Source organism: Paraburkholderia sp. J69-1, assembly GCF_905220255.1.
GTDB lineage: Bacteria > Pseudomonadota > Gammaproteobacteria > Burkholderiales > Burkholderiaceae > Paraburkholderia.
On the sequence record NZ_CAJMZG010000006.1, the window covers coordinates 369,690 to 392,189 of the forward strand.

Consider the following 22,500-nt stretch of genomic DNA (forward strand, 5'->3'; position numbering starts at 1 on the left):
CGGCACGCAGGCGCGCCGGGAGCCTCATGCTAGCGCGGTTTGCTGTTCGGCACGCAACGCGCGTATCAAGCGGGCTGGCCGAGCCGTTTGAGCATGCGCAGCAATTCGCCCAGCGACCAGGCCTGAAACGGCGTGCCGCCCGGCGTATGAGGCGCGTCGCCGTCCGCGACTTCGCTGATGTGATCGAGCCCCGCATGGTCGAGATGCTCCAGCAGCGGCGCGACGAAACGCGCGTGCGCCTGGGCACGCTGCGCCGCGTCATCGCCATGTACGCGCAGCCACGCATCCACGAACGCGCCCAGCAGCCACGGCCAGACGGTGCCCTGATGATACGCACCGTCGCGCTCCAGTACCCCGCCGCGATACTGCCCGCGATAGGCGGGATCGGAGGGCGCGAGCGTGCGCAAACCCATCGGCGTGAGCAGATGCGTTTCGACCTGCGCGAGCACCGCGCGCGCCGCGTCGCCATCGAGCAGCGCGTACGGCAAGCCGCCCACCGCGAAAATCTGGTTAGGCCGGATCGAACCGTCGACCTTGCCATCGACATGATCGGCGTCGATCACATCGAAAAGCGCGCCGCTCGATGGATCGACGAAACGCTGCGCAAATGCAGCACTCGCACGCGTTTCGAGTTCGCGCCAGCGCGTGTTCCATGCGCCGGCAATACGCAGCGCATTGATCCACAGCGCCTGGATTTCAACCGGTTTGCCGATGCGCGGCGTGACGACCCAATCGCCCGCTTTTGCATCCATCCACGTGAGCTGCACGCCCGAAACGCCCGCGCGCAGCAAGCCATCGCGCGGATCGGCGGCAATCTGGTAACGCGTGCCGCGCGCGTAGCCGTCGAGAATCGCGTCGATGGCGTGTTGCAGCACGAGTCGCGTTTGCGGCGGCACATTCGCCACCGCGAAGAAGTCATGAACGGCAATCACGAACCACAGCGATGCGTCCACCGAGTTGTACTCGGGAGTGCCGCCCGCATCGGGGAAGCGATTCGGCAGCATGCCTTGCGAGACGGTTGCCGCCCATTCGAGCAGGATCGCGCCCGCATCCAGGTAGTCCTGATTATTATTTCGGCCGTTCGCCAGCAACAGGCCGCGCATGGCGATGAAGGTGTCGCGGCCCCAATCCGTGAACCAGGGATAGCCCGCGAGTATCGTGCGGCCGTCGCCGCGCGTCACCGTGTAGGCCGATGCGGCAGCGTGCAGACGGAAACCATAGGATGCCCTGCGCAAAGCCTCCAGAGCAGCCAGCCGCATGGCGCGTTGTAGTGCGTTTTCGCGGGTATCGCCTGTTGCGACTGGCCGCGTATTGGCTCGTAGCAGAAGCACGGCATCGCCATTGGAAAGATCGAAGGAGAACACGCCGGGCGTCGCGAGATCTTCCGTGTAGTCGAGCCCGCGCGCCTGCTCGCAGGCATAGCTGAAGTTGCGATACCAATCCGGCGCGTGCGTGTACCGGCCGTTCGAACGCGCGACAATCGCGGGGACATCGGCATAAGGTTGCCAGTGCACGAGATCGCCGTCTGTTTGCGCAGCGAAGGCGAATGCAGCATTCTCGTGATGCAGCGCGTGGTAATCGCGGCCCGACATCAGCAGGCGAACTTTCAGGGTGAAGGCGCGAGCGTTGGCCAGACCTTCGAGCCGCCAGCGCAAAACGGTTTCCCGGCTCGCTTTGGCGACGAACACCTCGGCGATCAAAGCGGCATCGTTATCCAGCGCATAGCGCCATGTCGGCCACGGCGCGGTATCGAAGCTCGCAATGCTGCGGGAAATATCGGGGGAAAGGAGATCGGGCGCGTAACGCTGCATCGTCAGCGCGATTTTGCGTTCGCCCTGCTCGAGCCACGCTTCGAGCCCGTTGACGAGCACGACGCGGCCCGTGGGCGGCTGCGTCGCCGCCAGCAGCAGCGCGTGATAACGGCGCGTGCGCGCCGTGCCCACCGTGCCCGATGCGAAACCGCCTTCGCCGTCCGCTTCGAGCCATTCGTCGGCGAGACGATCGATATCGATGGGGCTGGCGAGACGCGTCATCGGGTGGCCTCAAGCGGGTTGAGCGGATGACGCCGAGTGTAATGGATGCGCCGCCGCGACGATCGCGCGGCGCATCCGGGCAAGCTTAGTTGCCGCCGATGCCCAGCAGTTCGATTTCGAACGTGAGATCGCTATTCGGCGGGATCGGGCCGACTGCGCGGTCGCCATAAGCCGTTGCGGCCGGGCAGGTGAGCTTCGCTTTGCCGCCGACCTTCATCTTCTGCACGCCTTGCGTCCAGCACGGGATCACACGGTTGAGCGGGAACGTTGCCGGGCCGCCGTGCTTGGCCGATGCGTCGAATTCGGTGCCGTTCGCGAGCGTGCCGCGATAGTTGACGCGCACGACGTCTTCGGCGCTGGGCTGCGGGCCGGTGCCCTGCTTGAGCGTCTCGACGACGACGCCCGAAGGCAGCTTCTCGACGGGATTGGCGGCGAAGGCGCTCGACGCGACGGTGGCGGCAGCGATCAAGGCAATCAGGGATTTCATGCGATGTCCTCGTTGAATTGAGCGTCAATTATATCGGGTGCCCGGGCGGGCTCGGCGTTGATAGCGACCCGACGTTGACCGGCGTGACTTTGCGCGCGCGGCCAGGACCGGCGACAATGCTCGGCGCCAACGTTCATTCACGGTGCACCGCGCGCCGGCGCGCCCGCCCCAATCTGGAAAGCATCATGAAACGACTGATATTCGCGGCTCTTTCGGCCATCGCATTCGCAACGGGCGCCAGCACGGCCCAGGCGCAGGTCAGCGCGCAAGGCCCGTTCCTCACGCCCACGGGCGAACTGCAGTTCGTGCGCGACGACCGCGATTTTGTCGCCATGCTCGACCGCGAGATCTTCGACCGTTTCGACGGCAAGACGCTCACGCATTTCGACGAAGCGAGCGGCGCGAACGGTTCGATCTCGCGCGTGCTGGTGCAGAGCGCGGCCGGCCCGGTGCTGTATGACCTGCGCCGCCGCCCGGTCGGCGTGCAGCATGCGAATACGGCCATGACGATCAAGCGCGTGTTCTGGCAAGCCGATGAAGTCGTCCTGCAAGGCTCGCAAGGCTGGTATCGCTTCAAGGACGGCAAGTTCACGAAGCTGCAGTCATCGACGATGACGTATCACTGAAGCTTCGTGCGCCCGCCCCGCTTTTATGCCGGAGCGGGCGACAGCAGCGCTTCGATCACTTCCTCCGAAAAACGCATCACACGGCCTTCGATCAGCACGTGTTCGGGATGCGCCGGATCGCGTCCGATCGCGGGCAGGCCGTGTGCCCGCAGTGCCCGCGCGCAAGCCGGCCAGTCGGGGCGCGCGATGCCCGTGGGTTCGTTGACGCTCGCCCATGACAAGGTGCCGAGCGCATCGCTGCCGTAGCCCTGCGCCGCGCGCCAGTTCGCGCCGTGCGCGAGCAGAAAGGCCGTCAGCGCCGCATCGCCCCGGAAAATGGCGTGATTAAGCGCCGAGGCGTCCCAGTCTCCCCCGCGTACTTCGATCGGCCAGCCCAGTTCGACCATCAGCCGTACCGCGTCGGCCGATCCCCAGGCGGCGGCGTCAGGGAGCAGGCGCAGTGCATCGGCGTCGATGTTTGCGGGCAAGTGCGGATGCTGCGCCTGGAGTTGGCGGGCCTCATCGGCATCGGCGCGCGCGCAGGCCGACACGAAGCGGTCTTCCGCACTCAAGGTCGCGGGCACACCTGTTGTGCGCAGACGTTCGGCGATATCGGGCAAACCGGTCAGCATGGCCAGCCGATAGGCGCTCACTCCCGCAGCGGTCTGCGCATGCGGATCGGCGCCTGCTGCCAGCAAGGCGTCGATGTGGCGAACGGAGCAACGCACCGCGATTGCGCGCAGCAACGGCGCGCCCCATGTTTTCGTCGGGCCTTCGCCTGCGGGCTCGTTCGCATCTGCGCCATGCGCGAGCAGCCATTCGAGCGCCGACGCGTCCTTCATGTCGAGCGCGCGGCGCAGCGCGTTCGTGCCGTTCACCTGCGCGCCGTGATCGAGTAGCAGACGCGTGCAAGCCGGGTTTTCGAGCGAGTGATAGAGCGATTCGCCGTCGTTGGGGTTGGCGCCCGCGTCCAGCAGCATCGCCGTGAGCGCGGGATCGCGATTGACGCCTGCCGCGCCGTACAACGCGGAAAGCGGCTCGGTTTCGTCGGGAGCGGCCAGCGACGCCGGTGGATAGCGGTTGCCGATACGCTGGTTGGGACTCGCGCCCGCATCGAGCAGATAACGCGCGCATTCGCGCAAACGGCTCGCGTACTCCGGCAACTGGCCCAGATGCGAATGCGTGACGGCGACCAGCGGCGGCAGCGCAAGCGGCCCGCCCGCGCGGTTGAGCCATGCTGGGTCGGATGCGACGGCGTGTTGCAGCGCTTCGAGATGCCCCGCCGCGCAGGCAATCCAGATATCGGCATCGACCAGGCCGGGATGCTCCAGCAGCAGTTGCGCGGCGACGCGCGGGCGCGCCGCATCGTATGTGCCGGTCACATCGCCGCCATAGGCCAGCTCGAGCCAGCGACGCGCGAACGCGGTTTGAGCCTGCTGCGCGATCGCTTTGGCTTCGACGAATGCGTTGAGATCGGCCCACGAATGGAAGCCGTACTCGCGCGCGATACAGGATTGTGCGTCGTGCAGGCGCAGGTTCAGCGCGATCAGTTGTGACGGCGCGAGATGCGCGGCGGCGGGAAGCGATTGCGTGAAGCGCGCAAGCGCTTGCGCGTCGCCCGCGCGATACAGGCGCAATAAGTCCTTGGCCTGCTTTTTGAGGTGATCGGGATGGGCCCTGGGAGGCAGCGTTTTCATGAGCATCCTCGTGCAGTCTGGCCGAAGGTCCGCAATACCGGCAGCACAAAGGATGGAGAAATCGTGCCTGACGACAACAGGTGGGTTCAACCCTTTCCGCGGACCCGGTAGCGGCCTGCACCGCTTGGGGTAGATCGTAGGCGAGGCGAAGTTACGCCGTCAACCGCGGCTTAGCGCGGCGCACGTGCTTTCTTGCCGCCCGGCGTTACCGCCATCCCCCGCAACTCCCCCTCATCGAAATAAAAACTCCGGTTCCCCGCCATCGCCTCGACCATAAAATCGATAAACGTCCTCACGCGCAGCGACTGCTCCGTGCGATGACCGTAATAGATATAAATCGCCCCGTATTCACTCATATGCTGCGTGAGCAAAGGCACCAGCCGCCCGCTGCGAATATGCGGCGCGGCGCTAAAACTGCCCAGTTGCCCGATACCGAGCCCCGATAGCACCGCCTGCGCCTCCATCTCCGTATCGTTCACGCACACGGCCGCCGCAAAATCGCGATACACGATCTCATCGCCGACACGAAACTGCCATTGCGCAAGCTTGCCGGTATTCGCGCGCCGATAACCCGTGCAACGATGCCCCGCCAGATCGTCGATATGGCGCGGCGCACCGTGGCGCGCGATGTAATCGGGCGAGGCGCACACGATCGCCTGGATCGGCACCAGCCGGCGCGCAATCGATCCGCCAGCGGGCGACGGGCCGCCTCGAAATCCGACATCGGCGCGATCGGTGACGAGATCGGTGAACTGGTCGTCGAATTGCACATCGAGCTGCACGTTCGGATAGCGCTGCTGAAACTGCTCGAAGAAGCGCCACAACACCGGCAAGCCGAGCGAACGCGGCGCATTCACACGCAGCACGCCGCTCACCTCTTCGGTCGAACGTCGCGCTTCGTCCAGCGCGCAAGCCAGCATCGCCAGTGCGGGCTTCGCGCTGTCCAGCAGCCGCTGGCCCTCTTCGGTCAGGCTGAGCTTGCGCGTGGTGCGGTGAAAAAGGCGCACGCCCAGTTCCTTCTCCAGTTGCATGACCGCATGGCTCGCGGCCTGCGGCGAGATGCCCTGATCGACGGCCGCGGCGCGCAGACTTCCGAGTGTGGCGGCGCGCACGAAGGTGTTGATCGCACGAATTCCGTTCATCGCAGGCGTCCCAATTCGCAAATAAAAGTTGATTATGACTCCAACTGGCGACCGCTAGTTTGTGTCAATCGATACGCCTACCATAGCTTCACTTCATCACGTTCTTCCCAAGGAGCAGCATCATGAGTGACGTTCAACAAGGCGGTTTCAAGCGGGTCTGGTTCATCACGGGCGCATCGCGCGGCATCGGTGCGTTGATCGCCGAAGCGGCGCTCGCAAACGGCAATGCGGTGGTGGCCGCCGGCCGCAATGTGGCGGCGATCGTCGAGCGTCTTGGCGAATCGGATGCACTGCTGCCGGTCGCGCTCGACGTCACCGACGAAGCGCAGGCTCAAACCGCCGTGCAGGCGGCGACGGAAAAATTCGGCCGCATCGACGTGCTGATCAATAACGCCGGATTCGGCCTGCTGGGCGCGATCGAGGAATCGAGCGACAAGGACGTGCGCCGCATGTACGACACCAACGTGTTCGGCCTGCTCAACGTCACGCGCGCCGTGTTGCCGGTGATGCGCGCGCAACGCTCGGGGCATGTGATCAATATTTCGTCGGTGGGCGGGTATCGGGCGGCGGCGGGATTCGGCGCTTATTCGTCGACGAAGTTTGCCGTCGAAGCCATCACGGAAGCGCTCCATGCCGAGTTGAAACCGCTAGGCATTCAGGCAACCGTGGTCGAGCCGGGCTATTTCCGCACCGACTTTCTCGATGCGTCCTCGCTGCTCGTCGCCCAGAACGTGATCGCCGATTACGACGAAACCTCGGGCGCGGTGCGCCGCCGCGCCGTGCAGATGAACCACAACCAGCCGGGCGATCCGAAGAAGCTCGCCGCTGCGATGGTCACGCTGGTCGATGCATCGAATCCGCCGCTGCGTCTGCCGCTGGGCACCGACACGCTAGCCGCGATTGCCGCGAAAAACGCCTACGTAGAGCAGGAAACGCAGACGTGGAAGGCGCTTTCGGCATCGACTGACTTTGCGGCTTGACGCTTCAATCGCGCGTCAATGCTCCAGGGCCGCCTGTTCCTCACGCGCATATTGCGTGGGCGGGCGGCCGACGTGCCGCGTAAAAGCCACACTGAATGTGCTGGCCGAGCTATAGCCCACACGCTGCGCAATTTCGGCGATCTTGCCTTCGTTGCGGCGCAGCAGGTCTTTCGCAAGCGCCATGCGCCACGTGAGCAGATATTCCATCGGCGCCACGCCTACCGCGTGATTGAAGCGCTCGAAAAACGTCGAACGCGACAGCGCCGCTTCCTTCGCGAGATCGGCGACCGTCCAGGCGCGCGTGGGCTGTTCGTGCATGGCGCGAATCGCCACCGCGAGCCGTCGATCTGCCAGTCCGCGCACCAGACCGGGCGACGCATGGGTGCCCGCCATCGAGCGCAGCGCCTCGATCAGCAGCACTTCCAGCAGCCTCGACAGCACCACCTCGCGCGCGGGCCGCTGCTCGCGCGACTCCTCACGCACCAGTCCCACGAGCGTCGCCAGCCGCTGCTCGCCGCGCACATGCACGATCTGCGGCAGCAACGACACCAGCAGCGCCGCATCGGGTGAAGCAAAGCTGCAATGGCCGGCCATCATGCGCGCATCGACCGGATGATCCGGCGCGCCGATCCGGTATTCGCCATTGCCCAGCGCAACAGGCGCGGACGTTGCGACGCCCGGCGGCGGCAGCACGAGGCTCGACATCGAAACGCCGTAGGCCGCGGGAATCAGCACGAAATCGCCCGATAAAAGCTCGATGGGTTCATGCCCGTCGATGGCGATGCGGCAGCCGCCTTCGAGCACCACGCAATAGAACGGCTGCCCGGCGTCCGAACGGCTGACGTGCCACGGACTCGCGCCGTGCACGAGCTTGGAGAAGCGCGCGCCCGGCTGAAGCAGCATGACGACTTCCGCGAGCGGATCGATCATCGCCGGACTCCTGCCAATGTTTTTCGGATCTTTTATTGTAGCAAGTACGGGTTGAGCGATCTATCTTAGGGGCACACGCTCACTACTCCACTGGAGCCCTCATGAAAACCGTATTGATCACCGGCTGTTCTTCGGGATTTGGCCTTGAAATCGCCCGCTTCTTCCTGGCCCGCGACTGGCGCGTCGTCGCCACGATGCGCACGCCGGATCACGACGTTCTGCCGCGCTCCGAACATCTGCGCGTGCTGGCGCTCGACGTTACGCAACCGGACAGCATTCGCGCCGCTGTCGAGGCCGCCGGTCCGATCGACGTGCTCGTCAACAACGCGGGTTTCGGCGCGGCGTCGCCCGCCGAAGTCGTGCCGCTCGATACGGTGCGCGCGCTGTTCGAGACCAACACCATCGGCACCATCGCGGTAACGCAGGCCGTCGTGCCGCAGTTTCGTCAGCGCAAGTCGGGCGTGGTCGTGAACGTGACGTCGAGCGTCACGCTTAAACCGCTGCCGCTGATTGCCGCTTATCGCGCGAGCAAAGCGGCCGTGAATGCATTTACTGAGTCGATGGCGCTGGAACTCGCGCCGTTCGGCGTGCGCGCGCATATCGTCATGCCGGGACGCGCGCCTTCGACGCGTTTTGGCAATAACGCGCGCGAGCGCATCCACGGTTTCGATCACGAGGCCTACGCCGATATCGTTCAGAGCACGCTCGCGCGCTTTGCGGATACGGAATCGCCGGTTACCTATGCGCAGGACGTGGCCGAAGCCGTGTGGCGTGCGGCCACCGATGCGTCGGCTCCGCTGCATATTCCGGCTGGTGCGGATGCTGTTGCGTGGGCTGCGGAAGCTCGCGGCGCATGATCACGCGGAGTCTCCTCGCCAGGGAGATCGCGCGTCGCATTTGATTTTGCCTGTTGACCTGCATGCGGGACATTGCACGTTGTCGCCTTCGTGCGCCACGTCGCGCCCTTCGAGCTGGATCGTCGTTGTCACAGCGACATTCGTGCCATTCGCCATAGTTTTGTCGCCGTTGAGAATCAGGAAACGTTGCATGGATCAAATTGCCTCGGCCCGCCATCGACAGGCACTTTCCATTTGAATCAGCGCGCAGCCGGAATCGACGAATTCGTCACCTGGGTGATTCGATCGATCTCACTCGAGCGGCGATCGTCACGCTCGCGCTGGTTCTTTTCCTCCGCGAAATCCGTCGAGCCGAAGGTATCCGTCGCACGCGTCTGAAAGTACAGCGGCCCGGAAAGCAGATGATCGTGCCAGCTGGTGAGCATCGTGTCATGCACCAGAAGATCAAATAACGCCATCACTTCGTCAGGCAAGAGGTGTTTGCCCGCCGTCGCATCGCTCCAGGCATTCGCGAGCGCCAGTTGATTCGGGTCCATCATGGCCGAATCGATCAGTTTGGCGCTGTCGCTCGTATCCAGCCCCCAAGGCTCGGCACCCACTTTTTCGAGCATGGCCTTCGACTTCTTGAGCCCGGCCTGCCGCGCTGCCGCCGTCACCATATCCGTGGATTCCCTCTGAAGCCGCTCCCAGACGCTCTCAGTTGGGCGGGAAAGCTCAAGCGTGGTCTTGCGCAACGATTCGTCTTCAGCGGCGCTGGCATTATCGAAGCGAATCTCGCCCCAACACCGCGAAACCCACCCTCGTCGAGCGACAATCGACGACATGCCAGCCCTCTCCGCATCGACAAATCTCGCCCCCAAACCGCCGCTCAGCCGCGCCACGCCTCGAAGAACGGTAGAAACCGTATATACTGTTTCTACCGTTTTCGATCGAGATTCCAGCATGACCACTGTGATTGCACGCAAGCCCACCAAGAAGGCTTTCTTCTTCCCTACCACCGCGGACGCGAAAAAAGCGCAGCGCAAAGCGGAGGCCGAAGTGAAGGCCGCACGCGCGCAGGAAGCCGAAGCTAAACCCAAGGCGAAGCGCGTGAAAAGCGAGAAGGCCGTCAAGACGGTCAAGGCCGTGAAAACCGTGAAGAAAGACAAGGTCATTCGCGACAGCTTCACGATGCCGAAGACGGATTACGAGCGCATCGCCTTGCTCAAGCGCAAGTGTCTGGACGCGGGCGTCACGGTGAAGAAGAGTGAGTTGCTGCGTGCCGGTCTGCAGTTGCTGGACTCGGCGTCGTCGAAGCGGCTGGTCGCGGCACTTTCCGCGCTGGAAACCGTGAAGACGGGCCGCCCTGCCAAGGGCGAATAAGCCGCGAGTAAGCCACAATTCGGCAACAAAAAAGCAACGGGCCACGAAAGTGGCCCGTTTCATTTACATCGTGCTGTATGAACTGCACCAGCCGGCTTCCGCGACCCGTTTGCCGCTGAACAGCATGCAGTCGCCCCATTTGTCGTCCGCGGCCTGGAACAGCGAGCACGTCCCGCATTTTTGGCCCGGCACGTACGAAGGGAATTGCTTGCGATCCACGGTCGTGGCAAGCGCCCGATAGCCCAGCTTGCGCGCGGCTTCGTCGGATTCGGCCAGCGCCGGCTCCGCCGCCCAAGCCTCGCTGGCCAGCACGATAGAGGTGGCCGAGCATACGCTCAGCATCAGAAATGTTCGACGCGTAATTGTCATTGTGGGGAGAGACACGTTCAGGGAATCGCTAGTGTCTCAGGCTGCCGGATTTCGTGCAGCATCGGGCGCTGCGCCGATAGCCCGCCTGGAGCCCGCCTGCAGTCCCTTAGCCAGTCGAGCCCGCACCGTGGAAATCGCCTTCGTCGTCATCGTCGCGGAGCGGGTCTTTCGCGTAGAGCGCCAGCACCCGGCCGACGTCGCGCACGAACTCCTCCATCACCTCGATGCATTCAGGATCGTCCGAAGCAAAGTCTTCGGGATTTCGCTTGCCCTGAGCCCGGCGGATGGCGCGGATACTCGCTTCGAGTGCGCGTGCCTCGGCCCAGATCGGGTCATTCTCAGGAAGTTTCGGATGTTCGTGCGCCATGCCTGGATTTTCGGCCTCCGGCGCGCAAACTTTAGGAGGTTCTCTTCAGTATCCCAACGACGCCCGCGCCAGTGCGTCCATGCCCTGTTTCATTGCCCGACGCAGCCGGATTCGGCCCCTTTGGGATACTCATTTGCCCCACCCCAGCAGCCCCATCAGGAACAGCACCGGGCGGAACGAAACCGGTTTCGCATTGGCGTTCATGCCCAGCCGCACGCGATAAACCGCCAGCGCAGGCACCTCGCGCCAGCTCGAATACAGATCCATAAAGCGAAACGCTCGCGGATACGCGCCGTAGACCTCGGGCGCCCCGGCTTCCTGAAACGCAAACCGCGCGCGCGGCAGGTGGTAGTACTGCGAGACGAGCACGACACGCGACAACCCCTGCGAGCGCATCCAGGCGACGGCGTGACGCGCGGTGGCGAGCGTGTTGTCGCCCGCGCGATCGACCACGATGCGCGCGTCCGGCACGCCGCGCGCCAGCAGATACGTACGCATCGCGCCGGCTTCGTCGAGACCCGGACCGTCGATGCTGCCGCTCACGAACAGCCACGGACATTCGCCCGCCTGATAACAGCGCAGCGCCACGTCCAGCCGCGCCGCGAGAATCGGCTTGGGCGTGCCGTCGTCTTCCAGCGCGTTGCCAAACACCACCGCAACATCGGCGCGCTCATACGGCATGCTCAATCCGCGCGCGCAGACCCACACGGCGGCCGCCACCCACACCGTTACGGCGACGATCGCCATCCAGAAAGCAACGCGGGCGAAAGTGCTTCGAAACAGACGGCGGACTGACATAAAAGCTCGAGCGCGAAATAGGGCCGGTGAATATAGCACCGGACCGTTTCACCCGCGTCGAGCGCGCCGTTCAACCCTGTGCCACGGCGAGCCGTATCGTTTTCTCGCGGCCAGGCGCGGGTTTCAGATAATCGTCGAGCTTCTGCGCATACCAGTTCGTGAAGTTCGTCAGCATGAACTCCGAAGGCGCGTAAGGCCCCGGCGTATACGCCTTCGAATTCACCCCGCGCTGGTTATGTTCGACCAGCGTGGCGTCCTGCGCATTGGTCGCGCGCCAGACTTCGGTCAGCGTGTCGATGTCGTAATCCACGCCTTCCACCGCGTCCTCATGCACGAGCCAGGTGGTCTTGAGCACGGTTTGCGTCGCCGAAATCGGCAGCACGCGGAAGTGAATGATGTGGTCGGACAGATAGTGATTCCAATTGTTCGGAACCCTGAACATTCTCACTGACCCCAGATCGCGCTCCGTGAAATCGCCGAGCAGCTTGTTGCAGGCGGGCCGCCCGTCCGCCGTGAACGACACCGCGCCGCGATGAAACGGCAAGCGGATACAGCGGAATTCCATGCCGCCATCCGCAGGTAGATGCGGCAAATCCAGGCTATCCCACAGCGCCGTCTTTTCCTGCATCAGCAACTGGAAGTCGCGGTTTGCGCGCGGATCGTCGGGCAAGGCAAATTCGATCAGCGTAGCCAGCAGTTCTGGATGACTGCCAATGCAGTGATAGCATTCGCGATTATTTTCGATCACGAGTTTCCAGTTGGCGTCTTCGACAATCGTCATCGAAAACGCCACCTTGGTACGCTCTGGACGATGCGGCGCGATGTACGGCGTGACCGCCGCCTTGAAGCGCGCGATATCGGGCGGGGTATCGGCGATACAGATATAAACCATGCCGCAGATCGTTTCCACATGCACAGGCCGCAGGCCGTGTGCGCTGCGATCGAAATCCGCCGGCATCTGGCGCGCGCTTTTAAGCGTGCCGTCGAGTTCATACACCCACTGGTGATACGGGCACACGAGCCGCTTTGCGTGCCCCGCTGCCTGCGTGCAGATCAAGGATCCGCGATGGCGACAGGTATTGAAAAACGCGCCCACCGCGCCGCTCTTGCCTCGCACCACGACCACCGAAGTCTCGCCAATCGACAGCGTGATGTAATCGCCTTCGTGCGGAATTTCCGCGACATTGCACGCGAAAATCCATTCGTTCGAGAAGACGGCCTCGATATCGAGTTCGTGCATTTCGGGTGCCGTATAAAACTCGCGGGCGAGGCTGTAGCCTTCGCGGCGCTCGGCAAGCAAGGCACGCACATGGGCGCGGTCGGTCACGTTTTTGGCTCCTTTTTAAGGGTATTACGGGTATTGCGGGGATTCGATAATCCCGGTTTAGTCTGCGACCCGGGCGCGGGCAATGCGGTTTCTGCAGGCAAAGGCGTACCGGCCGCCTCGCCAATTCCCGCCGCTGCAAACGCCTCGGCGAGAAAATCCACACAGGCTTTCACCTTCGCCGATTGCGCAAGTCGCTCGGGAAACACGGCCCAGACGTTGGCAGGCTGCGTGACCTCGGGCAGCACGCGCAGCAAGCGGCCTTCGTCGAGTAGCGGCTGCACGTCCCAGATCGAGCGCAGCACGATGCCGCGCCCGGCCAGCGCCCATTGCACGGCGGCCTCGCCGTGATTGGTCGAAAGCGGCCCGGTCACTCTCACGCTCGCCGTTTCGCCGCCAGCATCCAGACGCCACACGCCGAACGGGTGGTCCCGCTCCTTGATGGCCAGGCACGCGTGCGATTCGAGATCGGCGAGCGTGCCGGGCGCGCCGTGGGCGTCCAGATAAGACGGCGACGCGCACAGCACGCGGTAATTCGTAGCGAGACGTTTCGCGATCAGATGACCCGCGATGTCGTCGCCAATCCGTATGTCCAGATCGAAGCCTTCGCCCGCCACATCCACCACGCGATCGAACAGATCGAGCCGCACATTCAGTTGCGGATATCGGTCCGATAGCGTCGCGAGCGCAGGCGCGACGAACTTGCGGCCAAAGCCAAAACTGCTCGACACCCGCAGCGTGCCGCGCGGAATGCGCTGCGTGCTGGAGACATCCTCGACGAGTTGATCGACGTCGTCGAGAATGCGCTCGGCCCACGCGAGCACGCGCTCGCCTGCCGCCGTGATCGCCACCCGGCGCGTCGATCGATGCAGCAGGCGCGTGCCCAGATTCGCCTCGAGCACGCCGATGCGCTTGCTGACATAAGCCGCCGACGCGCCCAGCGCCTCAGCCGCGCCGCTGAAACTGGATTTGCGCGCGACCGTGCAGAACACACGCAGGTCGTCGAGTTCGGGAGTGCCAGGCAGTTTGAGCATGATTAGAACGAGTGCCGCATGCCGATGCGTACATCGGCCTGCGTAGTGGTGTGGGACGGCATGAAACTATAGCCGATCACCGCATCGACACCCTGCGAAGCCTTCAACCAGTCGCCGGAAATATAGACATCGGTACGCTTGGACAGCAGATAGTGCATGCCCGCCGAAAGCTGGTTCCAGTGATGCGCGTCGAAGTGCGTGTACTGATAGCCGCCCACGAGGCTCAGCGCCGGCGTGATCTGCCAGTTCGCGCCACCTTCGCCCACCTGCATATGCTGGCTCTCGCCGAACGCCTTGATCTGCGTATAGGTGAAGTCGCCCATCAGCGTGACATTGCCGATCGCGTAGCTCGCGCCCACGCCAAACGCGCCTTGCTTGTCCACCGGGAACGGCGAATTCGCGTAGAGATCGGTCACGGCGCCGCTGCCCGGATCGACGCTCACTGTTGGCTGGCCGAAGAACGAATGCACGCCGATCATCGCGTAAGGATCGAATGCGTAAATCCCCGATGGGTTATTCAACTGCGTATAAGCGGTGCCCATCGAAAACGCGCCGCGCTGGTATTGCGCGCCCACGCTCCACGCGCTGCCGTTGTGGAAACTGCCCGGCGTATTGCTGAACGAATACATGCCGCCGAACTGGAAACCGCCGAACGTATTCGACATGAACTTCACCGCGTTCGGCAGATGGTCGCCATTCATGCGATCGAAGTCGCCCTGATTGATGGCATAGCCGCTCGCCCACGCCGAAGCGTTGTAGAGATAGACCATCTCCTGGGTCATATCGATCTGGTTGCCGAAGGTCAGCGTGCCCCAGTCGTTCTGCAAGCCCACATAGGCCGCGCGGCCGAATAGCGAGCCGCCGTTCGAAATCTGGCCATTGCCCATATGAAAGCCGCTTTCGAGCTTGAACACGGCTTTCAACCCGCCGCCCAGATCTTCGCTGCCCTTGATGCCCCAGCGGTTCGCGTACGAAATGCCGTCGTCGAATTTCACCTGACGCGCGCCGCCGGCGTTGCTCACATAAGTCACGCCCGCGTCGAGCACGCCATAGAACGTCACGCTGGTTTGCGCGCGGGCTGCGAGGGGCAGCGCGGCCAGCGCGAGCACGGCCAGCTGGATTGCGCTCACGCGCAGTGCCTTCATCGAATTCATGTCTCTATCTTGTCGTTGTTATCGTGATGGATCAGTTCAGGCCGCGATCGGCTTCGCGCACGAGCCGGCGTTCCTGTTCGATGTCGAGCGAGCGGCAGGTCCACAGATAAACCAGCGCGGCAACGGGCAGTCCCACGAGCATCGCCACATCGGTGCCGCCCAGCATGCGGGCGACCGGGCCGGTATAGAGTTCGGTCTTGAAGAACGGAATCATCGCGACGAAACCCACTGCATACGCGGTCAGACCGCGCCAGTTCCAGCGTCCGTAAATACCGCGCGGATTGAAGATCTCGCGCACCGAGTAATGCGAGTGGCGCACCACAAAGAAGTCGATCAGGTTAATCGCGGTCCAGGGCGTGAACAGATAGCCAAGAATGCCGAGGAAGTCGCCGAACTTGCCCATGAAGTTATCGGATGCGGAGAACGCCAGCGAGGTCGCCACCAGCGCCACCACGATCAGGCTGGCAATACGCTTGGTCGCATTCGATTTGAGCGGCTTGAACGAGTCCGTAATGCTCAGCAGCGTGAGCGACGCGCCGTAAAAGTTCAGCCCGGAGATCGCCAGCAAACCCAGCAGCGCAAGCAGCAGCGTGACGGTGCCGAAGCCCGGGAAAATCAGATCGCCTGCGCGCTGCACGGCGTCGGAGATTTCGATCTGCGCGTTGAGCGCCGCAGCAGCCGTGCCCACCAGCATCATCCACACACCGCCGATCAGCGCACCCAGGAAGGTCCACCAGAACGTGGCGCGCACGCCGGTGTTGGGCGGCAGATACCGCGAGTAGTCCGAAACATAGATTGACCACGAAAGCTGATACGCGGCAGCCGAAAAGAGCTGCACGAGGAACGGCGTCGCCTTGAAGCCCGCGAAGCTCAGTTGCGCTGCCGGGAACGGCATTTTCACGCACATGCCCACGCTGAAGATCGTCAGCGCGATGAGCAATGCAAACGCCAGCCAGCGCTGCGCCTTGTGAATCACGTCATAGCCGAAGATCGCCAGCGCCACCGCGAGCACGGTAAACACGATGTAGCTCAGATGCGGTTCGGTACCCAGCAGATGATGCGCGGTCTGCCCCGCCATCAATTGATTGAACGAGTTGTAGCCGATGTAGGTCACCAGCGCGACCACCCACACCAGCAGCGCCCCCATATAGCCGAACTGCGGGCGCGACTGGATCATCTGCGGCAGACCCAGTTGCGGCCCCTGGCTCGAATGGAACGCCATGAAGAACGTGCCCAGCACATTGCCCAGCACGATGGCGATCGCGCTCCACAACAGATTGCCGCCCATGCTGATGCCGATCGCGCCCGCCGCGATGGTGGCGAGGTTCGCATCGCCCGTAAACCACACCGGCCACAGATGCCACGCGCGTCCTTTGCGTTCGGCGAGCGGCACGTAGTCGATCGAGCGCGATTCGATTCGCGATTTGGCGCGCGTCGGCTCGCCGGCCAGCACTTCGGCCATTGCGTCTTGTGTCATGTCTCCTCCAGTTGTGGGGTGGCGCAGGCAGCCACGCTTCGCGCGTAACCATCCTGCGCACCGTGCGCGACTGCGGAAAGCTTTTCCGGTTCCGGCCACGGCACAGTTATCCTACGGTTAACAACAAACCACTGGTTAACAATAGTACGCATCCTGGAGGGTTGAGACGCACTATCGCATCCTCCTATTGACGACATCTCCGAAATCGATTTGCTTTGCGACCGCGCAAGCGATCCCGCTATTCAACACTAAGGATACGCGGCATGCATCAAAGCGGAAGTCTTTTCACAACAACGTCAAGGGATAACCCTGATCGTGTATCGGCAGAATTTCTCTTATTCTTCCGTTAACCTATAGTTATGTTGTAACTGTCAGTTAATTTTCTAGCGCACCTCTCACACTGCGGCGGACCCCATGACCTATCTCCCGATCGAATTCCACAAGCCAGCCGACCTGCCCAAACTGCCGGCTGACTTCTGCGCCAACCCGGATCTCGCGTGGACCATTCCCGCGAGCTTCTATACCGCCGAGTCGGTCTACAAGGCGGAAGAGAAGCGCATCTTCGAGGACACCTGGATCTGCGTGGCACACCGCAGCGAACTGGCGGAGGCGAACGCCTACGTCACGCGCGAGATCGTCGGCGAAAGCATTCTGCTGGTGCGCGGCAAGGACAAGGTGCTGCGCGCCTTCTATAACGTCTGCCCGCACCGCGGCCATCAACTGCTCGAAGGCAGCGGCAAGGCGAAGAACGTCATCACCTGTCCGTATCACGCCTGGGCGTTCAAGCTGGACGGCGCACTCGCGCACGCCAACAACTGCGACCACGTGCAGTCGTTCGACAAGGAAAATTCGACCCTCGTGCCGGTGCGCGTGGAGGAATACGCGGGCTTCGTGTTCATCAACCTGAACCCGGAAGCGGACAACGTCGAAGCGCAACTGCCCGGCCTCGAAGCCAGCCTGCGCAACGCCTGCCCCGTGATCGACGACCTCAAGCTGGCCGCGCGCTTCGTCACGGAAACGCCCGCCAACTGGAAATCGATCGTCGATAACTACCTCGAGTGCTATCACTGCGGTCCGGCGCACCCCGGCTTCTCGGACTCGGTCAAGGTCGATCAGTACGCGCACACGCTGCACGGCAAGTGGACGCTGCAATTCGGCCAGGCGCAATCGTCGGAGCGTTCGTTCAAGCTCGATCCGTCGATCACGGACCCGAGCTTCCACGGCTACTGGGCGTGGCCGTGCACGATGTTCAACGTGCCGCCGGGCAGCGACTTCATGACGGTGATCTACGAATTCCCGATGAGCGCCGAAGTCACGCTCCAGCACTACGACATCTACTTCCTCAACGACGAGCCGACCGAAGAACAGCAAAAGCTGATCGAGTGGTATCGCACCGTGTTCCGCCCGGAAGACCTGCGCCTCGTGGAAAGCGTGCAGAAGGGCCTGAAATCGCGTGGCTATCGTGGCCAGGGCCGCATCATGGTCGACGAAAAACGCAGCGGTATCAGCGAGCACGGCATCGCGCACTTCCACAACCTGCTCGCGCAGCACTATCAGGGTTAAGGCGGGGACCGATATGACTTCGCTGCAACATCCCGGCCTGCTGCGTCAGCAGGCCTATATCGACGGCCAGTGGTGCAACGCCGCCGACGGCGCCACGCTGGCCGTGACCAATCCGTCCACGGGCGAGCACATCGCCGATGTGCCGAACATGGGCGCGCACGAAACGCGCGCGGCGATTGCGGCCGCGCAGCGCGCCCTGCCCGGCTGGCGCGCGACCACGGCGAAAGAACGCGCGCGCCTGCTGCGCAACTGGTTCGAACTGGTGATGGCGAACCAGGAAACGCTCGCCGAACTGATGACGCGCGAGCAAGGCAAACCGCTTGCCGAAGCGCGCGGCGAAATCGCCTACGCGGCCTCGTTCATCGAATGGTTCGCGGAGCAGGCCAAGCGCATCGACGGCGACGTGATCCCGAGCCCGAACCCGGATCAACGCCTTGTCGTGACGAAAGAGCCGATTGGCGTGTGCGCGGCGATTACGCCGTGGAATTTCCCGGCCGCGATGATCACGCGCAAGGCCGCGCCCGCGCTGGCCGCGGGTTGCACGATGGTGGTCAAGCCCGCCAACGAAACGCCGCTATCGGCGTTCGCGCTCGCGGCGCTGGCCGAGCAAGCCGGCATTCCGGCGGGCGTGCTCAACATCGTCACCGGCAAGTCGCGCGAAATCGGCCTGGAGATGACGTCGAGCCCGCTCGTGAAAAAGCTCAGCTTCACGGGTTCGACCGAAGTGGGCCGCCTGCTGATGCGCCAGTGCTCGGACACGGTCAAGAAAGTGTCGCTGGAACTGGGCGGCAACGCGCCCTTCATCGTATTCGACGATGCGGATCTCGACGCCGCAGTGGAAGGCGCGCTGCTTTCGAAGTATCGCAACGCGGGGCAAACCTGCGTCTGCGCGAACCGCTTCTACGTGCACGATTCGCTGTACGACGCCTTCTGCGAGCGCTTCGCGGCGCGCGTGGCGGCCTTCAAGGTGGACGACGGATTCGCCGATGGCGTGAATATCGGCCCGCTCATCACCGAAGCCGCGCGCGACAAAGTCGATGCGCTGGTGCGCGATGCCGTGGCGCAAGGCGCGCGCGTGATCACGGGTGGCGCGCGGCACGCACGCGGCGGCAACTTCTACGCGCCCACGGTGCTGGCCGATGCACAACCCGGCATGGCCGTGCTCAGCGAAGAAATCTTCGGACCTGTCGCGCCGATCGTGCGCTTTTCGAGCGACGCCGAAGTCGTGCAGCTTGCCAACGACTCGATTTATGGCCTGGCCGCGTATTTCTATAGCCGCGACATCGGCCGCATCTGGCGTGTGGCGGAACAGCTCGAATACGGCATCGTCGGCATCAATACGGGGCTGATCTCGAATGAAGTCGCGCCGTTTGGCGGCGTGAAGCAATCGGGCATTGGCCGCGAAGGCTCGAAGTACGGCATCGAAGATTATCTGTCGATCAAGTATCTCTGCATGGGTGGCGTAACACGCTGAAACCGCGCTGAAGCACGCTGCGTTGCACGCGGATGCGGTGAGTCATCGCATCCGCTATTTATCCGAATTTCGAATCAGAATTACCCGCCAGCGGTAAAGGAAGGCACCATGAACGCCCGCGAATCGATCACTGTCGACGTTGTCGCCGTCGAGCAACTTACTCCGCTGATCAAGCGCTTCACGCTCGCGCTGCCCGATGGCGCGCCGCTGCCCGCTTTTAGCGGCGGCGCACACGTGCTGGTCTCGATGCAGGACGGCGAGCAGTGGCATCACAATGCCTATTCGCTGCTCAGTTCGCCGCACGATACGCGGCAGTATCAGATCGCCGTGCGGCGCGAGGAAGCTTCGCGGGGCGGGTCGGCGTTTATGCATGAACGCGTGGCGGTGGGGACGCGGCTTGCTATTGGGACGCCAGCGAATCTTTTTGAACTCGCTAAAGGCGCGAGCAGGCATGTGTTTATTGCTGGCGGTATTGGGGTTACGCCTTTTCTTGCGCAGCTTGCTGAGCATGGCCCGGATGCTTGTGCGCTTGAGCTTCATTATGCGTTTCGGAGTCCGCAGCATGGGGCGTTTGTCGATGAGCTAATGGCGGGGCCGCATGCGGAGAATGTGCATTGCTACGCCGATAGCGAAGGGCAGCGGCTCGATCTTTTGAATCTCTTCAAGACTCTGCCTGCGGATGCGCATGTTTATGTTTGCGGGCCGCAAGGGCTCAATGATGCGGTTTATGCGAATGCCGCTTTGCTGGGGTGGCCTAAGGCGCAGTTGCATTCGGAGCAGTTTGCTGCGGGTGATACGGGAGGGAAGGCTTTTACTGTTGTGCTGGCGAAGTCTGGGATTGAGGTGGTAGTGGGTGAGGATGAGTCCATTCTTAAGGCTATCGAACGCGTTGGGGTGACGGTGGAGTCGCTTTGTCGTGAAGGTGTTTGTGGGACCTGTGAGGTCGCTATTCTCGAAGGTGAGGCGGATCATCGGGATCAGTATCTTGATGATGATGAGAAGGCGGCGCAGAGGACTATTTTGCTTTGTGTTTCTAGGGCGCTTGGTTCGCGGCTTGTTATTGATCTTTGATGCTTTTTTTGTTGGCATTTCCTTGTTTTCGTGTCGGTCTATTAGCGTCGCCCCTGTGCGGGGCGGCACCTACTTTTCTTTGCAGCGGCAAAGAAAAGTAGGCAAAAGAAAGCCGCTACAAACGCCAGAATGACGCAGTCCACAAACAGCCTTTTAGGGGGAAAGGTATAGGAGCATCCGGTCCCTCGCGCCACCAAAGCTAGTGACAAGGCGCCCGCCCACCCGGGGGCGCTGCGCGCCCCGATGGGCATAACGCAAACCGAAGGTTTGCTGGTTTCACTGGCAAACCCGACCGTTGCGCGCGCAGCGAGCAACGGGATGTATGACGGCTTTGTCACTGGCTTTGAAGGCGCGAGGTGACGGACGCCCCTATACCATTCCCCGTGTAAGGCTGGTTGTGGACTGCGTCACATTGGCGGTGTGAGCGGCTTTCTTTTGCCTACTTTTCTTTGCCGCTGCAAAGAAAAGTAGGTGCCGCCCCGCACAGGGGCAACGCTAATAGACCGACACGAAAACAAGGAAATGCCAACAAAAACCCCCAACAACAAACCCAAACCCAAACCCCAAAAAAACCACCCCCCACCCCAATCCGCTAAACTACCACCTCCACCCCACCCACCAACAAGCGGCGCCCAGCCGCGCCACTCGCGCGAATTGTCAGAGAGGGAAATGGATGTCCGAGGATACGTTCGCGTTCCGTCTCAAGGTGCTGCTCGAGCACAAGAAGCTCAGCCTTCAGCAAGTGGCCGACGCCGTCGGCATCTCCCGCCCTGCCGTGCACAAATGGACCCGCGGCGGCGAAATCGACTATTCGAATCTGCGCCGCCTCGCAGCCTTCCTCGACGTCAACTGGGTCTGGCTGCGCTACGGCGATGAAGCCGTGCGCGATCTCGGTATCGCAGGCACCACCGAGCTGCCCATGACCGATCTGCGCCGCCGCTACACCGCCGAGATCATGTCCAACGAAGCCCGCATGAAGCACGCGCAGGAGGCGGCCGGCATCGTCACGTGGGAATGGAATCTGGTCGCCGATGAACTCATCTACTCGAGCAACTGCGAAAAGCTCTACGGCCGCGAAATCCACAGTAACGAAGAGTTCTGGGAAATCCTTCATCCGGAAGATTCGATCTGGCTCAATGCCGATGCCCTGAAAGATCTGGTCGCGAGCAAGGCGCCGCGCGTGTGGGACTTCCGCATCATCCTGCCCGATGGACAGATTCGCTGGATCGAATCGCGCGTGGCCACGCTGCTCGACGATGCGGGCCGCCCCGTGCGCGTGGTGGGCACGACCATCGATATCAGCGCGCGCAAGGATGCGGAATCCGCGCTGCAACGCCGTCTGCAACTGCTCAACGACGCCGCGCGTATCGCCGGTGTGGGCGCGTGGCGCTGGCTGCGCGCGCAGGACGAACTGATCGTCTCGGACGAATGGTGTCGTCTCTTTGGCGTCGATCCGGCCAAGGCCCCGCGTCACTACATCGAGTTGTCGCAGCACATTCATCCCGACGATCGCGCCGCACGCGAGAGCGCCGTCAACGATGCACTCGCGCGTCGCGCCGATTATCGCGTGCTCTATCGCGCGTCGCTGCCCGACGATACCTGGCGCCTCGTGGTGGAACAGGGTCAGGCGCGCGTCGCGCCGCATGGCGAGGATGTCTGGCTCACGGCGCTGTGCCGCGCGGCGCAACCCGCCGATATGCAAAGCGCCGCGCAACCGCCCGCCGAAGATAGCGCGGCCTGAACGCGCGCAGATTCTTCACAGAAGCACGAATCGCG

At 62.9% G+C, this 22,500-nt stretch carries 21 protein-coding genes; 8 read left to right on the forward strand and 13 right to left on the reverse strand.

The window, feature by feature from the left end:
- Window positions 1-65: 65 nt before the first annotated feature.
- Window positions 66-2,033 carry an amylo-alpha-1,6-glucosidase gene (locus U5A67_RS13810; RefSeq protein ID WP_321814714.1) on the reverse strand — a complete coding sequence of 656 codons (1,968 nt, stop codon included), beginning with the start codon at window positions 2,031-2,033 and terminating at the stop codon, window positions 66-68.
- A gap of 85 nt (window positions 2,034-2,118) precedes the next feature.
- Window positions 2,119-2,520, reverse strand: coding sequence for an FKBP-type peptidyl-prolyl cis-trans isomerase (locus tag U5A67_RS13815; protein ID WP_205985800.1), 402 nt, complete (start codon window positions 2,518-2,520; stop codon window positions 2,119-2,121).
- Between the two features lie 185 nt (window positions 2,521-2,705).
- On the opposite strand from U5A67_RS13815, the gene U5A67_RS13820 reads away from it, so the two are divergent.
- Window positions 2,706-3,146 (forward strand): hypothetical protein, encoded by a 441-nt coding sequence (locus U5A67_RS13820; protein WP_321814713.1) that lies wholly within the window; start codon window positions 2,706-2,708, stop codon window positions 3,144-3,146.
- A 23-nt stretch (window positions 3,147-3,169) separates the two neighbouring features.
- Here U5A67_RS13820 and U5A67_RS13825 read toward each other — a convergent pair whose 3' ends face one another.
- On the reverse strand, window positions 3,170-4,822 hold the full coding sequence (locus U5A67_RS13825) for a hypothetical protein (RefSeq protein WP_321814712.1): 1,653 nt from the start codon (window positions 4,820-4,822) through the stop codon (window positions 3,170-3,172).
- Window positions 4,823-4,992: 170 nt separating this feature from the next.
- Entirely contained in the window at window positions 4,993-5,964 is a 972-nt protein-coding gene (locus tag U5A67_RS13830; RefSeq protein ID WP_205985797.1) for a LysR family transcriptional regulator, read from the reverse strand.
- Window positions 5,965-6,086: 122 nt separating this feature from the next.
- Here U5A67_RS13830 and U5A67_RS13835 point away from each other — a divergent pair, with 122 nt between their 5' ends.
- Window positions 6,087-6,944: an oxidoreductase gene (locus U5A67_RS13835; protein ID WP_321814711.1), complete on the forward strand. Its 858-nt coding sequence runs from the start codon at window positions 6,087-6,089 to the stop codon at window positions 6,942-6,944.
- Window positions 6,945-6,959: 15 nt separating this feature from the next.
- On the opposite strand, the gene U5A67_RS13840 is transcribed toward U5A67_RS13835, so the two are convergent.
- Window positions 6,960-7,874: an AraC family transcriptional regulator gene (locus U5A67_RS13840; protein ID WP_321814710.1), complete on the reverse strand. Its 915-nt coding sequence runs from the start codon at window positions 7,872-7,874 to the stop codon at window positions 6,960-6,962.
- A 101-nt stretch (window positions 7,875-7,975) separates the two neighbouring features.
- Here U5A67_RS13840 and U5A67_RS13845 point away from each other — a divergent pair, with 101 nt between their 5' ends.
- A complete protein-coding gene (locus tag U5A67_RS13845; protein WP_321814709.1) occupies window positions 7,976-8,731 on the forward strand; it encodes an SDR family oxidoreductase in 756 nt (251 codons plus the stop codon).
- A 239-nt stretch (window positions 8,732-8,970) separates the two neighbouring features.
- Here the strand turns inward: U5A67_RS13845 and U5A67_RS13850 are convergent, their stop codons facing one another.
- On the reverse strand, window positions 8,971-9,675 hold the full coding sequence (locus U5A67_RS13850) for a hypothetical protein (protein WP_321814708.1): 705 nt from the start codon (window positions 9,673-9,675) through the stop codon (window positions 8,971-8,973).
- Between U5A67_RS13850 and U5A67_RS13855 the strand changes: the two genes are divergently transcribed.
- Window positions 9,674-10,093: a hypothetical protein gene (locus U5A67_RS13855; RefSeq protein ID WP_321814707.1), complete on the forward strand. Its 420-nt coding sequence runs from the start codon at window positions 9,674-9,676 to the stop codon at window positions 10,091-10,093. The two genes, U5A67_RS13850 and U5A67_RS13855, sit on opposite strands and share 2 nt — an antisense overlap.
- A 63-nt stretch (window positions 10,094-10,156) precedes the next feature.
- Here U5A67_RS13855 and U5A67_RS13860 read toward each other — a convergent pair whose 3' ends face one another.
- The 7 genes from U5A67_RS13860 to U5A67_RS13890 all read right to left on the reverse strand — a co-directional run bounded on the left by U5A67_RS13860 (window position 10,157) and on the right by U5A67_RS13890 (window position 16,616).
- Entirely contained in the window at window positions 10,157-10,435 is a 279-nt protein-coding gene (locus U5A67_RS13860) for a high-potential iron-sulfur protein (RefSeq protein WP_321814706.1), read from the reverse strand.
- 133 nt (window positions 10,436-10,568) lie between these two features.
- Entirely contained in the window at window positions 10,569-10,829 is a 261-nt protein-coding gene (locus tag U5A67_RS13865; RefSeq protein ID WP_321814705.1) for a hypothetical protein, read from the reverse strand.
- A 129-nt stretch (window positions 10,830-10,958) separates the two neighbouring features.
- A complete protein-coding gene (locus U5A67_RS13870) occupies window positions 10,959-11,627 on the reverse strand; it encodes a YdcF family protein (RefSeq protein WP_321814704.1) in 669 nt (222 codons plus the stop codon).
- 70 nt (window positions 11,628-11,697) lie between these two features.
- Window positions 11,698-12,954, reverse strand: coding sequence for an aromatic ring-hydroxylating dioxygenase subunit alpha (locus tag U5A67_RS13875; RefSeq protein ID WP_321814703.1), 1,257 nt, complete (start codon window positions 12,952-12,954; stop codon window positions 11,698-11,700).
- Window positions 12,951-13,985, reverse strand: a complete 1,035-nt coding sequence (locus U5A67_RS13880) for a LysR substrate-binding domain-containing protein (RefSeq protein ID WP_321814702.1) — start codon at window positions 13,983-13,985, stop codon at window positions 12,951-12,953. The genes U5A67_RS13875 and U5A67_RS13880 overlap by 4 nt, the downstream gene beginning before the upstream one ends.
- Before the next feature lie 2 nt (window positions 13,986-13,987).
- A complete protein-coding gene (locus U5A67_RS13885) occupies window positions 13,988-15,130 on the reverse strand; it encodes a porin (protein WP_321814969.1) in 1,143 nt (380 codons plus the stop codon).
- Window positions 15,131-15,170: 40 nt separating this feature from the next.
- Window positions 15,171-16,616 carry a cytosine permease gene (locus tag U5A67_RS13890; protein ID WP_321814701.1) on the reverse strand — a complete coding sequence of 482 codons (1,446 nt, stop codon included), beginning with the start codon at window positions 16,614-16,616 and terminating at the stop codon, window positions 15,171-15,173.
- A 414-nt stretch (window positions 16,617-17,030) separates the two neighbouring features.
- Here U5A67_RS13890 and U5A67_RS13895 point away from each other — a divergent pair, with 414 nt between their 5' ends.
- The 4 genes from U5A67_RS13895 to U5A67_RS13910 all read left to right on the forward strand — a co-directional run bounded on the left by U5A67_RS13895 (window position 17,031) and on the right by U5A67_RS13910 (window position 22,465).
- Window positions 17,031-18,179, forward strand: a complete 1,149-nt coding sequence (locus tag U5A67_RS13895; protein ID WP_321814700.1) for a ring-hydroxylating oxygenase subunit alpha — start codon at window positions 17,031-17,033, stop codon at window positions 18,177-18,179.
- Between the two features lie 13 nt (window positions 18,180-18,192).
- The gene (locus U5A67_RS13900) at window positions 18,193-19,653 is read left to right on the forward strand and encodes an NAD-dependent succinate-semialdehyde dehydrogenase (RefSeq protein WP_321814699.1); all 1,461 of its coding nucleotides are present in this window, start codon (window positions 18,193-18,195) and stop codon (window positions 19,651-19,653) included.
- 108 nt (window positions 19,654-19,761) lie between these two features.
- The gene (locus U5A67_RS13905; RefSeq protein ID WP_321814698.1) at window positions 19,762-20,724 is read left to right on the forward strand and encodes a PDR/VanB family oxidoreductase; all 963 of its coding nucleotides are present in this window, start codon (window positions 19,762-19,764) and stop codon (window positions 20,722-20,724) included.
- A 673-nt stretch (window positions 20,725-21,397) separates the two neighbouring features.
- Window positions 21,398-22,465 carry a helix-turn-helix domain-containing protein gene (locus tag U5A67_RS13910; RefSeq protein WP_205985776.1) on the forward strand — a complete coding sequence of 356 codons (1,068 nt, stop codon included), beginning with the start codon at window positions 21,398-21,400 and terminating at the stop codon, window positions 22,463-22,465.
- The last annotated feature ends 35 nt before the right edge of the window (window positions 22,466-22,500 follow it).

Excerpts from the sequence above, each read along its gene's own strand:
- U5A67_RS13810 (WP_321814714.1), bottom strand. The coding sequence starts at position 2,033 with ATGACGCGTCTCGCCAGCCCCATCGATATCGATCGTCTCGCCGACGAA.
- U5A67_RS13815 (WP_205985800.1), bottom strand. The coding sequence starts at position 2,520 with ATGAAATCCCTGATTGCCTTGATCGCTGCCGCCACCGTCGCGTCGAGC.
- U5A67_RS13820 (WP_321814713.1), top strand. The coding sequence starts at position 2,706 with ATGAAACGACTGATATTCGCGGCTCTTTCGGCCATCGCATTCGCAACG.
- U5A67_RS13825 (WP_321814712.1), bottom strand. The coding sequence starts at position 4,822 with ATGAAAACGCTGCCTCCCAGGGCCCATCCCGATCACCTCAAAAAGCAG.
- U5A67_RS13830 (WP_205985797.1), bottom strand. The coding sequence starts at position 5,964 with ATGAACGGAATTCGTGCGATCAACACCTTCGTGCGCGCCGCCACACTC.
- U5A67_RS13835 (WP_321814711.1), top strand. The coding sequence starts at position 6,087 with ATGAGTGACGTTCAACAAGGCGGTTTCAAGCGGGTCTGGTTCATCACG.
- U5A67_RS13840 (WP_321814710.1), bottom strand. The coding sequence starts at position 7,874 with ATGATCGATCCGCTCGCGGAAGTCGTCATGCTGCTTCAGCCGGGCGCG.
- U5A67_RS13845 (WP_321814709.1), top strand. The coding sequence starts at position 7,976 with ATGAAAACCGTATTGATCACCGGCTGTTCTTCGGGATTTGGCCTTGAA.
- U5A67_RS13855 (WP_321814707.1), top strand. The coding sequence starts at position 9,674 with ATGACCACTGTGATTGCACGCAAGCCCACCAAGAAGGCTTTCTTCTTC.
- U5A67_RS13850 (WP_321814708.1), bottom strand. The coding sequence starts at position 9,675 with ATGCTGGAATCTCGATCGAAAACGGTAGAAACAGTATATACGGTTTCT.
- U5A67_RS13860 (WP_321814706.1), bottom strand. The coding sequence starts at position 10,435 with ATGCTGAGCGTATGCTCGGCCACCTCTATCGTGCTGGCCAGCGAGGCT.
- U5A67_RS13865 (WP_321814705.1), bottom strand. The coding sequence starts at position 10,829 with ATGGCGCACGAACATCCGAAACTTCCTGAGAATGACCCGATCTGGGCC.
- U5A67_RS13870 (WP_321814704.1), bottom strand. The coding sequence starts at position 11,627 with ATGTCAGTCCGCCGTCTGTTTCGAAGCACTTTCGCCCGCGTTGCTTTC.
- U5A67_RS13880 (WP_321814702.1), bottom strand. The coding sequence starts at position 13,985 with ATGCTCAAACTGCCTGGCACTCCCGAACTCGACGACCTGCGTGTGTTC.
- U5A67_RS13885 (WP_321814969.1), bottom strand. The coding sequence starts at position 15,130 with ATGAAGGCACTGCGCGTGAGCGCAATCCAGCTGGCCGTGCTCGCGCTG.
- U5A67_RS13890 (WP_321814701.1), bottom strand. The coding sequence starts at position 16,616 with ATGACACAAGACGCAATGGCCGAAGTGCTGGCCGGCGAGCCGACGCGC.
- U5A67_RS13895 (WP_321814700.1), top strand. The coding sequence starts at position 17,031 with ATGACCTATCTCCCGATCGAATTCCACAAGCCAGCCGACCTGCCCAAA.
- U5A67_RS13900 (WP_321814699.1), top strand. The coding sequence starts at position 18,193 with ATGACTTCGCTGCAACATCCCGGCCTGCTGCGTCAGCAGGCCTATATC.
- U5A67_RS13905 (WP_321814698.1), top strand. The coding sequence starts at position 19,762 with ATGAACGCCCGCGAATCGATCACTGTCGACGTTGTCGCCGTCGAGCAA.
- U5A67_RS13910 (WP_205985776.1), top strand. The coding sequence starts at position 21,398 with ATGTCCGAGGATACGTTCGCGTTCCGTCTCAAGGTGCTGCTCGAGCAC.